The organism is Rhodococcus sp. C3V, from assembly GCF_029269915.1.
GTDB lineage: Bacteria > Actinomycetota > Actinomycetes > Mycobacteriales > Mycobacteriaceae > Rhodococcus_F > Rhodococcus_F qingshengii.
Map to the genome: position 1 here is coordinate 35,262 of NZ_JARJBE010000002.1, position 14,371 is coordinate 49,632.

17 protein-coding genes are annotated in these 14,371 nt (G+C 63.3%); 5 read left to right on the forward strand and 12 right to left on the reverse strand.

Annotation, left to right across the window (positions count from 1 at the left end):
* Window positions 1-8: 8 nt before the first annotated feature.
* From P3G66_RS05160 to P3G66_RS05175, 4 genes are all read right to left on the reverse strand, one after another.
* A complete protein-coding gene (locus P3G66_RS05160) occupies window positions 9-1,544 on the reverse strand; it encodes a glycerol-3-phosphate dehydrogenase/oxidase (RefSeq protein WP_003942114.1) in 1,536 nt (511 codons plus the stop codon).
* A gap of 2 nt (window positions 1,545-1,546) precedes the next feature.
* Window positions 1,547-2,185, reverse strand: coding sequence for a TetR/AcrR family transcriptional regulator (locus tag P3G66_RS05165; protein WP_003942216.1), 639 nt, complete (start codon window positions 2,183-2,185; stop codon window positions 1,547-1,549).
* A 73-nt stretch (window positions 2,186-2,258) separates the two neighbouring features.
* Window positions 2,259-2,972 (reverse strand): PIG-L deacetylase family protein, encoded by a 714-nt coding sequence (locus tag P3G66_RS05170; protein WP_042450681.1) that lies wholly within the window; start codon window positions 2,970-2,972, stop codon window positions 2,259-2,261.
* A 17-nt stretch (window positions 2,973-2,989) separates the two neighbouring features.
* On the reverse strand, window positions 2,990-3,166 hold the full coding sequence (locus tag P3G66_RS05175; RefSeq protein WP_003942133.1) for a hypothetical protein: 177 nt from the start codon (window positions 3,164-3,166) through the stop codon (window positions 2,990-2,992).
* Between the two features lie 237 nt (window positions 3,167-3,403).
* Here P3G66_RS05175 and P3G66_RS05180 point away from each other — a divergent pair, with 237 nt between their 5' ends.
* Genes P3G66_RS05180 through P3G66_RS05190 form a run of 3 tightly spaced genes read left to right on the forward strand, consistent with a single transcriptional unit; the run spans window position 3,404 to window position 5,289 of the window.
* Window positions 3,404-4,000: a biotin transporter BioY gene (locus tag P3G66_RS05180; RefSeq protein WP_276116283.1), complete on the forward strand. Its 597-nt coding sequence runs from the start codon at window positions 3,404-3,406 to the stop codon at window positions 3,998-4,000.
* Window positions 4,001-4,006: 6 nt separating this feature from the next.
* The gene (locus tag P3G66_RS05185; RefSeq protein WP_276116284.1) at window positions 4,007-4,687 is read left to right on the forward strand and encodes an ABC transporter ATP-binding protein; all 681 of its coding nucleotides are present in this window, start codon (window positions 4,007-4,009) and stop codon (window positions 4,685-4,687) included.
* Window positions 4,684-5,289, forward strand: a complete 606-nt coding sequence (locus P3G66_RS05190; protein WP_054825715.1) for an energy-coupling factor transporter transmembrane protein EcfT — start codon at window positions 4,684-4,686, stop codon at window positions 5,287-5,289. The genes P3G66_RS05185 and P3G66_RS05190 overlap by 4 nt, the downstream gene beginning before the upstream one ends.
* A gap of 39 nt (window positions 5,290-5,328) precedes the next feature.
* Here P3G66_RS05190 and P3G66_RS05195 read toward each other — a convergent pair whose 3' ends face one another.
* The 5 genes from P3G66_RS05195 to pgsA all read right to left on the reverse strand — a co-directional run bounded on the left by P3G66_RS05195 (window position 5,329) and on the right by pgsA (window position 8,781).
* The gene (locus P3G66_RS05195; protein WP_020907518.1) at window positions 5,329-6,174 is read right to left on the reverse strand and encodes a hypothetical protein; all 846 of its coding nucleotides are present in this window, start codon (window positions 6,172-6,174) and stop codon (window positions 5,329-5,331) included.
* A gap of 31 nt (window positions 6,175-6,205) precedes the next feature.
* Window positions 6,206-7,018 (reverse strand): phage shock protein PspA, encoded by an 813-nt coding sequence (pspA, locus tag P3G66_RS05200; RefSeq protein ID WP_003942098.1) that lies wholly within the window; start codon window positions 7,016-7,018, stop codon window positions 6,206-6,208.
* 156 nt (window positions 7,019-7,174) lie between these two features.
* Window positions 7,175-7,555: a helix-turn-helix transcriptional regulator gene (locus P3G66_RS05205; protein ID WP_003942191.1), complete on the reverse strand. Its 381-nt coding sequence runs from the start codon at window positions 7,553-7,555 to the stop codon at window positions 7,175-7,177.
* Between the two features lie 90 nt (window positions 7,556-7,645).
* Window positions 7,646-8,143: a CinA family protein gene (locus tag P3G66_RS05210; RefSeq protein WP_064075603.1), complete on the reverse strand. Its 498-nt coding sequence runs from the start codon at window positions 8,141-8,143 to the stop codon at window positions 7,646-7,648.
* Window positions 8,140-8,781 (reverse strand): CDP-diacylglycerol--glycerol-3-phosphate 3-phosphatidyltransferase, encoded by a 642-nt coding sequence (gene pgsA, locus P3G66_RS05215; protein ID WP_003942125.1) that lies wholly within the window; start codon window positions 8,779-8,781, stop codon window positions 8,140-8,142. Before pgsA ends, P3G66_RS05210 begins: the two co-directional genes overlap by 4 nt.
* 120 nt (window positions 8,782-8,901) lie before the next feature.
* Between pgsA and P3G66_RS05220 the strand changes: the two genes are divergently transcribed.
* A complete protein-coding gene (locus P3G66_RS05220; protein WP_007735157.1) occupies window positions 8,902-9,426 on the forward strand; it encodes an amino-acid N-acetyltransferase in 525 nt (174 codons plus the stop codon).
* Between the two features lie 58 nt (window positions 9,427-9,484).
* Window positions 9,485-9,769 (forward strand): YciI family protein, encoded by a 285-nt coding sequence (locus P3G66_RS05225; protein ID WP_003942124.1) that lies wholly within the window; start codon window positions 9,485-9,487, stop codon window positions 9,767-9,769.
* Window positions 9,770-9,785: 16 nt separating this feature from the next.
* Here P3G66_RS05225 and P3G66_RS05230 read toward each other — a convergent pair whose 3' ends face one another.
* From P3G66_RS05230 to P3G66_RS05240, 3 genes are all read right to left on the reverse strand, one after another.
* Complete coding sequence (locus tag P3G66_RS05230; RefSeq protein ID WP_019748181.1) at window positions 9,786-10,766, reverse strand: TerC family protein; 981 nt, start codon at window positions 10,764-10,766, stop codon at window positions 9,786-9,788.
* Between the two features lie 45 nt (window positions 10,767-10,811).
* The gene (locus tag P3G66_RS05235) at window positions 10,812-13,583 is read right to left on the reverse strand and encodes a DNA translocase FtsK (protein ID WP_030535561.1); all 2,772 of its coding nucleotides are present in this window, start codon (window positions 13,581-13,583) and stop codon (window positions 10,812-10,814) included.
* A gap of 124 nt (window positions 13,584-13,707) precedes the next feature.
* On the reverse strand, window positions 13,708-14,331 hold the full coding sequence (locus P3G66_RS05240) for a TIGR03085 family metal-binding protein (RefSeq protein ID WP_003942175.1): 624 nt from the start codon (window positions 14,329-14,331) through the stop codon (window positions 13,708-13,710).
* Between the last annotated feature and the right edge of the window lie 40 nt (window positions 14,332-14,371).

Consider the following 14,371-nt stretch of genomic DNA (forward strand, 5'->3'; position numbering starts at 1 on the left):
TCAGAGTGTCACACCGAGTGAAAGGCCTGTTCCGCCGCACCCAGTGCGCGTTCGCGATCCGAAGCCACCAATCCGATTCTCGTCCTGCGATCGAGGACGTCGTCGACGTCGAGGGCGCCTTCATGCGACACCGCGAAATCGAACTCGGCACCGCAGATCTCCAAGTCCGCAACCGACCGGAGACGATCGCCGCTCGCCGCGGCAACGACCTCGGCCTCGGTGCCGTATCGCGCCACCAATGACGCGGGTGCCTTGATCTTCTTCAATTCCGCCGGTGATGCAGCGCCTACCAGCGGCAACGCGCGTGTCCGACATGCCCCGGCGCTCAGCGACCCGACCTCGACCGCAGCGTCGACGGCGTCTTCGGCCATCTTGCGGTACGTCGTGAGTTTTCCGCCTACCACCGTGACCAAGCCCGAGTCCGAACGGACTACAGCGTGATTGCGCGAGAGGTCGGCCGTCGAGCCTTCACCGGTGTCCAGCAGCGGACGCAGACCCGCGAAGGTCCCCAAGACGTCCCCACGGGTCAGCGGAACTTCCAACGCCGTGTTCACGGTGTCGAGCAGGAAGTCGATCTCGTCCTCGGACGCCGACGGCACGTCTGGCACCGGCCCCGGCGCTGCTTCGTCGGTCAACCCGAGGTAGATCCGGCCGAGCTGCGCGGGCAGGGCGAAGACGAAACGGTTGGTCTCGCCGGGAATCGGCACGGTCAGCGCTGCCGTGGGGTTCCCCAATCGCGCTGCATCGAGCACCAGGTGCGTCCCGCGGCTTGGGCGCAGGGTGATGCTGGAGTCGACCTGATCAGCCCAGACACCGGTCGCATTGATCACGACGCGGGCACGCATCAAGAACTCGGATCCGGTCAACTCGTCACGCAAGGTGGCCGACGTTCCGGATACGTCGTATGCACCGACGCGGGTCAGGATTCGCGCGCCGTGCGACGCTGCGGTTCTGGCGATACCGACGACGAGGCGAGCGTCGTCGATGAGCTGCCCGTCGAACGCGGTCAAGGCGCCTCGTAGGTTCTCCTGCTTGACCGCGGGAGCCAATTCGCGCGCCCGCGCAGCGCTGACCGTCCGTGATCTGGGCAGCACCGAAGCCGGGGTTCGCGCCGACATGCGCAGAGCGTCACCGGCCAGGAAACCGGTACGCACCAGGGCCTTCCCGAAGAACGACGTTTCGGGCAACAGCGGTACGAGTTGAGGCATGGCGCGAACGAGGTGAGGCGCGGTGCGCGTCATGAGAATGCCGCGCTCGACCGCACTTTCACGCGCTATACCGACATTGCCGGAAGCCAGGTACCGAAGGCCGCCGTGTGCCAGTTTCGAACTCCAGCGGCTGGTGCCGAACGCGAGGTCGTGCTTTTCGACCAGCGCAACACTGAGCCCACGAGTCACGGCGTCGAGAGCGACACCGACACCGGTGATTCCGCCGCCGATCACCAGGACGTCGACCGAATCGCCGTTCGCCAACTGCTCGAGTTCACGAGTACGCCGTTGTGCGTTGAGCGCTGAATCGCTGCCTGCTGAATCTAGGGGGCTCACAGCTATTCTCCCGAATTCTTGACGGGTGCCAGATAAGCAGCGACCGCATATCGAAGTTGCTCGACCGACGCATCGGAGGAAAGCTCCGGCTCGAGAGTCGGCGCAGAAATGACGACGGACTGAGCCATCAGTAGAACCATCGCCGCGATCTCGTTGACGCTTCCCTCACGAATCGAACCATCCTGTTGGCCGGCCGCGACAACGGATGTGATCAGCTCGAGAATCGACTTCTGGCTCGCGCCGAGCCGGTCCACGATGTACGTCGTCAGCAATTCTTGATCGGCTTGCCGAATTTTCACGAAGAGCGGATGGTCGCGAATCTGGCCGACGACGTCACCGATCGCCTCCACGAGCAACGTGCCGGCAGACCCGTTGAAGGTCACCTCGGGCAGCACCGATCGAATCTCCCGGGTGAGCAGGTCCGCGACGACAGCTCGCGTGTCCGGCCATCGCCGGTAGACCGTCGGTCGGCTCACGCCGGCCCGACGCGAGATCTCGGCAAGTGTGGTTCGCTGCATTCCGAAATCGAGGACACACGACCTTGCTGCGTCGAGAATCACGTCGTCGATCTCGCGGCTGGGGATGCGCTGACCATCTGCCTTGCGAGGGGCAATTGAGTCATCTGCGTTACGGATTACCATCGTGTGTAACACAATACCGGACAAGTCACCGGCAATCCCGTCGGGACTTGCGATTTCTCTCGCTCAGAGATCATCAGAAATAGTACAACTCGAAACCAACTGCTCGCTCGGCGTCGAAACCAGGCTTCGGTCCGCTGACCATGTCGATCTGTGCGCGCGCCTGTTCCCGGATCGGCGTGGAACTCAGCGCCGCCAGATATCGCGCATGTTCCGCTAGCGAATCCACGGCGCGATCGACCGTCGACGTCACGTCGACGCAGTGTGTGGGAGTCATCGTATTGACCGCAACCCACCGAACACCGGGCCACGGCGCCAGTCCCTGCGCCGTCAACGAGGGAAAGATCCATTCGTTTGCTGCGTCGGCAGTTGCGTCGAGAACGCTGATCCCGAGTGCACGGTGATCTGCGCTGTTCAGATAGCCGGGGCCCCAGGTGTGGGAGAAGTTCATCGTCACCACCAATTCCGGACGGTGGCGGCGAATTGCTGCGGCGAGAGTCGAGCGCAACTCCAAGCCTTCCACGAGACGACCGTCGGGCAGGCCGAGGAACTCCACCTCACCGACACCGACGATCGCGGCCGAGCGACGCTCTTCTTCCTCGCGGATCGGGCCGGACTCTTCGGGCGACAGACCGGCGATTCCGGCCTCGCCGCGCGTGGCCAGGACATATCGCACGTCTTTGCCGCGATCGGTCCACTGCGCCACTGCTGCGGCTGCGCCGTATTCGATGTCATCGGGATGCGCCACGATGACAATCGCGCGCTGCCAGTCCTCGGGGAAGTTTTCCATAGGGCAGATCTTGCCCGTCAGAACCGCGAAGCGGGCGAATTGTCGTCACTTCCCGACATCGCCTTCACCAGGAAGTAGATTCCGAAGCCGACAGCGCCGACCACCAGAACCCAGAAAAGCCCCTTGATCAGCGCACCGACCACCGCGAGTGCGACCCACACCAGTACGACGGCCAAAACGATCTTCCAAAACATGCTTACCTCCAACGTGCCGTTGAATAATCAGTCGAATCGGACAGGTACTGCGTCGTCCGTAGAACCAGCCTGACAGGTCTGGCGTGACAAAGCAGCAGCTCAGCGGCAAGTTCAGGTAAAGATCAGGGTTCACCCCGAGACCGGCCCTCACGCAGGTCAGGTGTCCAACCCATGGGAGCTTGCTCCTGGCGTAAACTCGCGAAGTTCGATCCCGTATGCCGAAGGAGCACGTCCGCAGTGTCTACGACCCGTTTCCCCGCTCGCGATCTCGCGCATGTAGCCGTCTTCGCCGCACTCATCATCGCGCTGGGCCTACCCGGGTCGATCAACATCGGCATTTCCGGCGTGCCGATCACCCTTCAGTCCATGGGCGTCATGATGGCCGGCGCTCTACTCGGACCGCGCAAGGGTGTTCTCGCCGTCCTGACGGTCATTGCTCTGGGATTGGTCGGTCTACCGGTCCTTGCCGGCGGTCGCACCGCACTCGTGTCTCTCTCGAGCCCGACAGCCGGATTCCTCATCGGTTGGATCCCGACGGCGTTTGTCATCGGATGGCTGACCGCCAAGATGCTGCCCAAGTACCGGATCATCGCGGGCATCGGCATCAACCTTCTCGGCGGCGTCGTCGTTCTCTACGCGTTCGGCATCGTCGGAATGATGGTCCGCGGACACATGAGCTTCGTAGCCGCCTGGTCGGCCAACGCTGCCTTCATTCCTCTCGACGCGGCAAAGGCCGTGGTCACCGCGCTCGTCGCGTCCCAGGTCCATCGCGCATATCCGGCACTCCTGCGTGATTCGGTGATCTCGTCCACCAAGACCGTGGTGGCGAATTAATCTCCGATGAGTGAGATCGTCTTCGAGAACGTCGGCCACAGCTTCGGTGAACGAAAGGTCCTTCAGCAGATAGATCTGCGACTGAGCGAGCAGCGAATCGGGATCGTGGGTGCGAACGGAAGCGGCAAGTCGACCCTCGCTCGCATGATCAACGGACTGGTCGTTCCGACGGAAGGACACGTCCACGTCAACGGCTTGGACACGGCGAAGAAGGGCCGCGACGTACGCAAGCAGGTCGGATTCGTCTTCACCGATCCCAACCACCAGATCGTGATGCCGACGGTTGCCGAGGACATCGAATTCTCGCTCCGCCGTAGCGGATTGGGCAAAGCCGAGCGCGCCGCAAAGGTGGCCTCGGTGCTCGAACGCTACGGCCTCGCCGGGCACGCCGACCATCCCACCCACCAGCTTTCCGGTGGGCAGAAGCAGCTACTCGCGCTCGCGGCCATCATGGTGACAGAGCCGAACGTACTCGTCGCCGACGAGCCCACCACGCTCCTCGATCTTCGCAACTCGCGACTCATCAGCTCGGTGTTCGAGTCACTCGATCAACAACTGATCGTCGTGACCCACCAACTCGACCTCCTCGAATCATTCGAACGGGTGTTGGTTGTCGACCAAGGCCGTGTCGTCGCCGACGGCTCCCCCGCCGACTCGATCGGCCATTACCGGTCGTTGGTCTCGTGACCACTCTCGGCGTCTACCGGCCGGGCACATCGCTCCTGCACCGGATGCCGACGGGGATCAAGCTCTTCGCATTGATCGTGGCGATCCTGGCCGTCTCGATCTTCGTACGTGAGCCGTGGCAGCTGGCAGCTCCCGCGATCGTCGTCATCGCCCTGTACGTCATTGCGCGCATCCCGCCGATGACGGCGATCCGGCAGCTGCGACCCGCACTGTGGATGTTGCTGTTCATCGGCGCGTTCCAGCTGGTGGTCGCGGGGTGGCAGCGAGCGACCGTCGTGTGCGGCGTCCTGATCATCTCGATCGCCTTCGCGGCGATCATGGGTCTGACCACGCGGATCTCCGAGATGCTCGACGCGATCACCAGATTCCTGACACCCTTGCGACGCTTCGGCGTCAATCCCGAACGGATCGCCTTGCTCCTGGCAATGACGATCCGGTGCATTCCGCTGATGTTCGAGGTCATCACACAGGTGTCCGAAGCACGCAAGGCACGAGGGCTCGGCTTCTCGCTGCGTTCCTTCGCAGTGCCGGTCATCGTCGGCACTCTGATGACCGCGGACGCAATGGGTGAAGCATTGGCGGCCCGCGGCGCCGACGACTGAGATTTCGAACAGGGTGCATCGATCAGGCGCGAGGACCGATCAGTTGTACTTGCGGGTGATGTCGTCCACCTCACCGATGGCGTCGGCAAGCGCCGAGAGTCGCTCGGCGGCCGCGTGCAGCGCCGAGAGTTCTCGGTTGAATCCCACCAGCGCCGAGGGGCTGTGAGGCGCTGTCAATGCAGCTGCGGAGGTCACCAGATCCTCGTACTGATCCAACCCCGACTGCAACTCACGAACTGCGCCGTCGATGGTGGGATCAAGAGGTTCGGTCACCTTGGGTGTAGCGGCCACGGCGCGTTCCATTGCGACGACATCCGAAGACACCGCGAACATCGCTCTCAATGCCGAATCGGCGGTAACAGTGATTTCGTCCAACTCACCGGGGTCGATGGTGTCGGCGCGCCTGAGCACACTCAAGATCTCGAACAACGAAGTCTCGGCGCCGATGAGGCGAGACATCGGGATGAACGCGCGAGACGACGACGGTGGCAAGCGCCGGCGAATCGGCGCCGACGGCGGTGGGCCGGAACTCATCGAACGGTAACGGCCGACCGCGATGACGGCGGGAACCGCGAACAGTGCCGCTCCCCCGCCTGCCACGACCACCGACCACTCGGGGGCCGACGCAACAGCAAGGCCGGCCGTGCCGACCACTGATCCGCCGGACATGAAACCCCAACGCTGAGCGCGTCGACGTGCACGGGCACGTTTGCGCTCGAATTTGGCGCGCGGGTCCTGCCACCGCCGAGCGGCATCCGCCGCAGACAGTCCGACCTCGCGCAATGTGTCCGCGGTGCGTCCCAACGCTCCGAAGGCGCCGGATACGGAAACGGGAACGGCCGACCGGGGCTCGCGCCCAGATCGACCGTCTCGTGAAGAAAACATCAGAGCATCACTGCCGACATCGAGGATTCGGCTACTGCCCGGTCTGACCGGCAGCCGGGGGCTGCTTCTCGACGGACGGAGTCGCAGGAGTGGCTGCTGCGCCGCCGGAAGGCAGTGCCTCGCCCTTCATGGAAGCACGAATCTGCTCGAGGCGACTGTGCCCTGCCATCTGGACCGAGGCCTGCTGGACCTCCATCATGCGGCCTTGAACGGAGTTCTGGGCGAGCTCGGCAGAGCCGAGTGCGTCGGCGTAACGCCGCTCGATCTTGTCGCGCACAGCATCGAGGCTGGGTGTGTTGCCGGGAGCCGACAGCGTGCTGTCCATGGACCGAAGGGACTCGCTCACGCGCTCCTGCATCTTGGCCTGCTCCAACTGGCTGAGCAGCTTGGTGCGCTCGGCAACCTTTGCCTGCAGAGTCATCGCGTTCTGCTCGACAGCCTTCTTGGCCTGAGCGGCGGCCTGCAAGGACTGGTCGTGCAGTGCCTTCAGATCTTCGACGCCCTGCTCGGCCGTCACCAACTGGGCCGCAAAAGCTTCGGCAGCGTTGGTGTACTGGATCGCCTTGTCGTTGTCGCCGGCAGCAGCGGCCTGATCGGCGAGGTTGACGGCCTGGCGCGCGTTGGCGTTGAGCTTTTCGACCTCGTCGAGTTGACGGCTGAGCTTCATCTCGAGTTGACGCTGATTACCGATCACCGACGCAGCCTGCTGGGACAACGCCTGATGCTGGCGCTGTGCGTCCTCGATCGCCTGCTGAATCTGAACCTTTGGATCTGCCTTCTCATCGATCTTCGAATTGAAGAGCGCCATCAGGTACTTCCAGCCCTTGACGAAAGGATTAGCCATTGGTTTGATCCTGCCTCCATCTGATGCGCCGCGCCGAACGCGACCCGGAGCGCGACCGTCGCGCACCGAAACAAGGGCTGCGCCCTATCTGCTCTGACCCCACCTGCTGGAAACCGGCGGTTACGTACAAAATCTATCGGTTACGGCCGGTAGTGGCTACGCCGCCGCCAACCTTCGAGCGTTCGGTGCCGGAATCACGACGCGGGTATCGCGTGCGATTGTCGGCGAACCGGAAGCCGAGACCGAACCGGAAGCCGACACCGCAGGTTCGGCGACCTGTCGACCAGCTACCGGAGCGCTCTTCTTCGTGGCCAGGGTCTCGCTCACGTCGACCAGCACGTCGGACAGTGGGACTGCGAGCGCATCACAGATCGCCGCCAACAGTTCGCTCGATGCTTCCTTACGTCCACGTTCCACTTCGGACAGATAGCCCAAGCTCACACGCGCGCTGTTCGACACCTCACGTAGCGTGCGGCTCTGCGAAACGCGCGTACGCCGGAGACTGTCACCGATTGCCTCACGCAATAGCAGCGCCATCTCGCTCCTCCTTCATCCGTGACCTCATCGTGCATGGTCGTACGTCTTCACAATCGTCAACGTCCGAACACATCCGATTGGTTCCCGAGCCTATCGTGCCGCACGCTCTGCGACACGATCACGTAACCGCGACACGGCAGTTGCGACTGCGGTTGTCCGAATCTCCCACCGTTCGCCGCCGAGCACGAGGGGTACGCATTCGGTTCCGTCCGGGCCGGCGATACCGAGAAACACCGTTCCGACCGGGCGTCCGTCCTGCTCACTCGGACCGGCGACTCCGGTCAGTCCGATACCCCAGTCGGCGCCGCACCTCGTCCGGGCGCCGAGCGCCAAAGCCACGGCGGTGCTCTCGGACACGGGGCCGTCCGTTGCCAGACGCTCGGGATCCACGCCCGCCAGCGTCGCCTTCAGGTCGGTCGCATACACGACCAGGCCCCCACGCAGCACCGCGCTCGACCCTGGCACGGACGCGACCGCAGCCGTGAACAAGCCAGCCGTCAGAGATTCGGCGGCGGCGACAGTCTGCCTCGCGGCGCCAAGGGCGTCGACGAGTTCGACCACTCCGAGTGCGAGCAGCGGGTCCGTCATGACTCGACTGCGCGAACTCCGGCGCGAAGCCTGATCGCCTGCACGATGTATTCGATTCCCGTCGCCACCGTCAGCACGACGGCAGCAGCCATCAGCAATCCGCTGACGATGTCCCAACTGCTCGGCAGCGGGCAGAGGTAGAACCCGATCGCGACGGCCTGCACGAGGGTCTTGAGCTTGCCGCCCTTGCCCGCCGGGATGACCGCGTGCCGCAGTACCGCGAACCGCAACAGCGTGATTCCGAGTTCTCTGGCGATGATCACTCCGGTCACCCACCACGACAGGTCACCGAGAACCGAAAGACCGATCAGCGCGGCGCCGATCAGTGCCTTGTCCGCGATCGGGTCCATGAGTTTGCCGAAATCGGTGACCAGACCGTACTTCCGAGCCAATTGGCCGTCGATCCGATCCGTGATCGCGGCGACGATGAACACGCCCATTGCCCCGAGACGCCACCACGTCGAGTGTCCGCCGTCGACGAACAGAACAACGAGAAAAACCGGAACGAGAACCATTCGGACCATCGTGAGAATGTTCGCGATGTTCAGCAACGGAACCGGGTTGTCCGCGACAGGTGTGCCGTCGGACGGGCCGACGGCGGCGCGATGGGCGTCGGTCTGATCGCGCGGGGTACTCATCGGATCACCGCACAGGCGGTGAGCCGAACCCGGGACAAAGCCGAGCGGCGCGGGAATTGCGTGGGGCGGACAGGCACGCGACTTAGAATATCGGTAGGGCCATTGACTAATGTGCACCACATGACTTCGACCGCGCCGACCTATACCGAGAGCCAGTTGATCGTGCGTCGCGCGCGAACGTCGGACATCCCCGAAATCAAGCGTCTGATCGACATCTACGCCGGCAAGATCCTCCTCGAGAAGAATCTCGTGACGCTGTACGAGGCAGTCCAGGAGTTCTGGGTCGCCGAGCGAGGCGGCCAGGTAATCGCTTGCGGCGCACTGCATGTGCTGTGGGCGGACCTGGGTGAGATCCGCACCGTCGCAGTCGATCCGACTGCCAAAGGCCAGGGCGCAGGTTTCCACGTCGTCGACAAACTCATCGAGGTCGCCAAGGAATTGGAGTTGGAACGGTTGTTCGTTTTGACGTTCGAGACCGAGTTCTTCCACCGTCACGGATTCGCGGAGATCGACGGCACCCCCGTCACCGCCGAGGTCTATGCGGAAATGTGTCGGTCCTACGACGCCGGCGTCGCCGAGTTCCTCGATCTGAGCTATGTGAAACCCAACACACTCGGCAATACTCGCATGCTCCTGACTCTCTGAACCGTTCAGACTCTTCACACACCACCATCTCGATCACCAGCCCCGAAAGCGGTTCACGATGTCGTTGTTCCTCGTCGAATACACCTACGCGCCCGAGAAGAACGCTCAGCGCGACGAAGTCCGTAGCGATCACCGCGCGTGGCTCGCGGATCTGGTTTCCCGCTCGATCGTCTTGTCATCCGGCCCGTTTGCAGATGGAAACGGCGCGCTGATCATCGTCGACGCCGCAGACGCCGACACCGTTTCCCTCCTCTTCACCCACGATCCGTTCGCGATCGCCGATTTGATCGAGAAGGTCCGGATCACCGAGTGGGTTCCGGTGTTGGGTCAGTTCAGCGCCTGAGAGCCCCGGCCCCGGCTTACTCCCCCGCCCGGTCGCGAGTCTTCAACAGGCTCGCGACCGTCGTCACCGCCAATACTCCGATGATCACTCCGAGTGAGAGTGCCGTGGAGATTTCCGGGACGGAGACGTGTTCACCTCCGTTGACGAACGAGAGGGTGTTCTCGTGCAACGCGTGAAGTACCAATTTCACACCGATGAACGCCAGGATTATCGAGAGCCCGTACGAGAGATAGACCAGCCGTTCGAGCAACCCACCGATCAGGAAGTACAGCTGCCGTAGACCCATCAGCGCGAAGGCGTTGGCGGTGAACACCAGATACGGTTCCTGGGTCAGACCGTAGATCGCCGGAATCGAATCGAGCGCGAAGAGCACGTCGGCAAACCCGATTGCGATGAGCGCCAACAACAACGGTGTCACGACGCGCTTGCCGTCGATCCGGGTGATCAGTTTGTCCCCGTCGTACTCCTCGGTTGTCGGCAGCACCCGCTTCACGAGTGAGATGATGCGACTGTCGCGCTTCTCCTCGGCTTCCTTCTCATGCCCGTGATCGCGGATCAGGGTGTACGCGGTGTAGATCAGGAACGCACCGAAGAGGTAGAACACCCAGCTGTACGCATTGATGGCGGCCGCACCGACTCCGATGAAGATTCCGCGCATCACCAATGCGAGGACGATGCCGATCAGCAGGACTTTCTGCTGGAACTCTCGCGGGACGGCGAACGTCGACATGATGATCACGAAGACGAACAGATTGTCGACCGAGAGCGCCTTCTCCGTGACGTAGCCTGCGAAGTACTCACCGCCGTACGTGGTGCCCCAGATCCACATCACGACGAGGCCGAAGACGATGGCGATCGAAATGTAGACCGTCGACCAGAATGCGGACTCCCGGAAGGTCGGCGCATGCGGAGTGCGGACGTGGGCGAAGAAGTCGAAGACGAACAGGCCGAGGATCACCACGATCGTGATTCCCCAAGCCAACGGCGTCACATGCACGGGTTCCTCCGGTCGTCTGTCGACGGCTTCTCCGCCGAGGTGTCCCTACTCGTCTGCAGGTGCCTCATCCGGGTCGCCGCCGCGTATCGACCACAGCAGACCGTCGAGCTCCTCGGGCTTCATGAGCACCTCGCGTGCCTTCGAGCCCTCGCTGGGTCCGACGACGCCGCGGTTTTCCATGAGGTCCATCAGTCTGCCGGCCTTGGCGAACCCGACTCGTAGCTTGCGCTGCAACATCGACGTCGAACCGAATTGACTCGTGATGACCAATTCCACGGCCTGCAGGAGGACATCCATGTCGTCGCCGATGTCGGGGTCGACGTCTTTCTTCTCCCCTGCCTTCTGTGCGGTGACACCTTCGGTGTACTCGGGCTCGGCCTGGTTTTTCGCGAAGTCGACAACCGCCGAGATTTCCTCGTCGGTGATGAACGCGCCCTGCATACGGGTCGGCTTACCCGCGCCCATGGGCAGGAAGAGGCCGTCACCCATACCGATGAGCTTCTCGGCGCCGGGCTGATCGAGGATGACTCGCGAGTCCGTCAGTGAAGACGTCGCGAACGCCAGACGCGAGGGCACGTTGGTCTTGATCAGGCCGGTGACGACGTCGACGGACGGGCGCTGCGTTGCCAGCACCAGGTGGATACCGGCAGCACGGGCTTTCTGCGTGATGCGGACGATTGCTTCTTCGACGTCGCGCGGCGCGGTCATCATGAGGTCTGCCAGCTCGTCCACGATCGCCAGGATGTAGGGGTACGGACGGTAGACGCGCTCGCTGCCCAGCGGGGCGGTGATTTCGCCGGACTTGACCTTGGAGTTGAAGTCGTCGATATGACGCACCCGGTTGGCCTGCATGTCCTGGTAGCGCTGTTCCATCTCCTCGACCAACCAGGCCAGCGCTGCCGCTGCCTTCTTCGGCTGAGTGATGATCGGCGTGATCAGGTGCGGGATACCTTCGTACGGCGTGAGCTCGACCATCTTGGGGTCGATGAGGATCATCCGTACTTCTTCGGGCGTTGCTCGGGTGAGCAACGAGACGAGCATCGAGTTCACGAAGCTCGACTTACCCGAGCCGGTCGAACCTGCCACCAGAAGGTGGGGCATCTTCGCGAGGTTCGCACTGACGAAGTCACCTTCGATGTCCTTACCCAGACCGATCACCAGCGGATGGTGATCGCGTCGGGTGCTCGGCGCGTTCAAAACGTCGGCGAGGCGGACCATTTCGCGGTCGGAGTTCGGTACCTCGATACCCACCGCGGACTTACCCGGAATGGGGGCCAGGAGGCGGACGTTGTCGGTTGCCACGGCGTACGCGATGTTGCGGGCGAGCGCGGTGATCTTCTCGACCTTCACGCCTGGGCCGAGTTCGACCTCGTAGCGCGTCACCGTCGGTCCGCGGGTGAAACCGGTAACAGCGGCATCGATCTTGAACTGTTCGAGGACTTCGCTGATCGCCTCGATCATCGCGTCGTTCGCAGAACTGCGGAGCTTGGGCGGGTCTCCCTCGATCAGCAACGTCGTCGGCGGGAGGTTGTAGTCGCCGTCGGTGACCCGATCGGTGACGAAGTGTTCCTTCTCCTCCGGCTCCGGTTCGGGTTTCGGCACGGGCTTGGCGATGGGGACCGAACGCGCAGGCACCTTGGGGCGCGGTGCCGGCGTCTCCACGACGGGCGCTGCCGCAGCCGCGACGGGCTCGTCGGGTACTGCGGTGTCGTCGGCGTTCCACAGACCGAGGACTTCGGTCTTCTTGTCTCCGGATTCGAACTCGTCCGTCGGGTAGTTGTCGATCGGTGCGCGTCGGCTGGTCCGCTTGGCGGGCTTGAGCGGCGGCTCGGCGTAGGTGTCGACCGGGTAGCCGTCGGCGTCGAACAGTGAAGGATCGTAAGCAGATTCGCCGTAGTGGTGCTCACCGTCCTCGTCGAATTCGGATCCGTAGTCGCCGTATTCGTCCGAGCGATACGAGGCGCCGAAGAAGGACTGGAACTTGCTCGGCACCTCACGCAGAGTCGTTCCGGTCAGAAGGAGGATTCCGAATCCGGCGGCGATGACCAGCAGCGGCGCAGACAGCCAGACGGTGAGCCCGTTGGTGAGCGGGCCGCCCACGACGTATCCGACAAACCCTGCGCCGTTGGAGCGACCGGTGGCGTCTGTCGGTGAACCCGAGATGATGTGCCAGAGGCCGAGCGCCGGCAGACCGACCAGCAAGGATCCCATGATCAGTCGGGGCCGGATCTCAGGTTTCGGTTCGGTGCGCATCAACAGGATCGCGAGGCCGACGCCGACGATGGGGAGCACGGCCGAGGCCGCGCCGAAGATCGCCCGCACGAGGGTGTCGATGCCGCCGCCGATCGGACCACCGGCCTTGAACCAGACGCCACCGGCGATGACGACGCTGAATGCGATCAGGCCGAGCGCTATTCCGTCGCGGCGGTGGCCGGCTTCGATCTCGCCGACCTTACTGACGGTGCGTGTGGTGGCGCCGACGCCGCGGGCAGCCAGGGACCACCCGGCTCCGATTCCCTTGCCCACAGCGGCCAACGGGCTGGCCCGCTGAGAGGTTTTCGATACCGGGCGGCGCGCGGCCGACGACGTACCGGACGCCTTCTTGGGCGCCGGCTTGGAGCCTTTGCCCGACGCGGGGCGCCCACCAGCCCTGGCCGAAGTCGTGACATTTCGAGGAGTCGATACGGTTCGCGTGGTGCGCGAGGCACGAGGTTTTGCGGTTGCGCGCGCGCTCGGAGTAGAGGCTGACGACCTGGTCGATGCCCTGGACGTAGACGTGCTTGTACTGGATCCCCGGGCGCTCGACTTACCTGCCATGGAGTTCAGGCTAGTCTGTGCGACCCCATCTGGACCATCCGCAACACCAGCAACACTGGTGGCGAGTGCGAAACGTGATCTTCACAACCCGTCTGTCGAGCTCGGCTCCGGCAGAAGGGGGCCATCAGAAACTGCGATCGAGCGCCATCACGGATTGAACGTCGGCCAGTTCACCTTTGGCTTCGATCTTCACCTCGTTGCGACCGAAAGCGTGCAGCAGCAACTCGGCGGGTTCACCCTGCAGGACAACACTGCGAGAGCCGGATTTGTGGACGACCGCACTCTCGCCGGACGGAAGTTCGAAAATGACCTCGACAGCGGCTTTGCGGTAACCCATCTTGCCGATCTGCCGGGCGTACTTCCACAGCTGAGCCTGCCGACCCTCCGACAACGGACGCGGCGCCCAGTTCAGATGTGCGCGTCGTACATCTTCGTGGTGGACGAACATTTCCGTGGTATTCACCTGCGCGTCGAGCCAGTACATCGGCGACCACCGAGGCGGCCCACTCCGAACGTCGTCGAGGATCTCCTCCCACGGACGCGCCGCTGCGGCCTTACGCACGCTCTCGGTGTGACCGGCAAGAGGGCTCAACATGATTCCGGGAGCGGCGTCGAGACGCCGCTCCCGGACTATCAGATGTGCTGCCAGGTCACGATTGGTCCACTCCCCACACAGTGTCGGAGCATCGGGGCCGAATTCGACCATGCTGTCCACCAGGGCGAGTCGTTCGTCATGAGCGAAGGTCACCTTCGCCAAAGTACTCGAACCGGACCGGGTTCGAGCGGAA

What these genes read in the sequence shown, in the direction of transcription:
- P3G66_RS05165 (WP_003942216.1), bottom strand. Translation starts at nt 2,185, where the DNA reads ATGGTAATCCGTAACGCAGATGACTCAATTGCCCCTCGCAAGGCAGAT.
- P3G66_RS05170 (WP_042450681.1), bottom strand. Translation starts at nt 2,972, where the DNA reads ATGGAAAACTTCCCCGAGGACTGGCAGCGCGCGATTGTCATCGTGGCG.
- P3G66_RS05175 (WP_003942133.1), bottom strand. Translation starts at nt 3,166, where the DNA reads ATGTTTTGGAAGATCGTTTTGGCCGTCGTACTGGTGTGGGTCGCACTC.
- P3G66_RS05185 (WP_276116284.1), top strand. Translation starts at nt 4,007, where the DNA reads ATGAGTGAGATCGTCTTCGAGAACGTCGGCCACAGCTTCGGTGAACGA.
- P3G66_RS05195 (WP_020907518.1), bottom strand. Translation starts at nt 6,174, where the DNA reads ATGTTTTCTTCACGAGACGGTCGATCTGGGCGCGAGCCCCGGTCGGCC.
- pspA (WP_003942098.1), bottom strand. Translation starts at nt 7,018, where the DNA reads ATGGCTAATCCTTTCGTCAAGGGCTGGAAGTACCTGATGGCGCTCTTC.
- P3G66_RS05205 (WP_003942191.1), bottom strand. Translation starts at nt 7,555, where the DNA reads ATGGCGCTGCTATTGCGTGAGGCAATCGGTGACAGTCTCCGGCGTACG.
- P3G66_RS05210 (WP_064075603.1), bottom strand. Translation starts at nt 8,143, where the DNA reads ATGACGGACCCGCTGCTCGCACTCGGAGTGGTCGAACTCGTCGACGCC.
- pgsA (WP_003942125.1), bottom strand. Translation starts at nt 8,781, where the DNA reads ATGAGTACCCCGCGCGATCAGACCGACGCCCATCGCGCCGCCGTCGGC.
- P3G66_RS05220 (WP_007735157.1), top strand. Translation starts at nt 8,902, where the DNA reads ATGACTTCGACCGCGCCGACCTATACCGAGAGCCAGTTGATCGTGCGT.
- P3G66_RS05225 (WP_003942124.1), top strand. Translation starts at nt 9,485, where the DNA reads ATGTCGTTGTTCCTCGTCGAATACACCTACGCGCCCGAGAAGAACGCT.
- P3G66_RS05235 (WP_030535561.1), bottom strand. Translation starts at nt 13,583, where the DNA reads ATGGCAGGTAAGTCGAGCGCCCGGGGATCCAGTACAAGCACGTCTACG.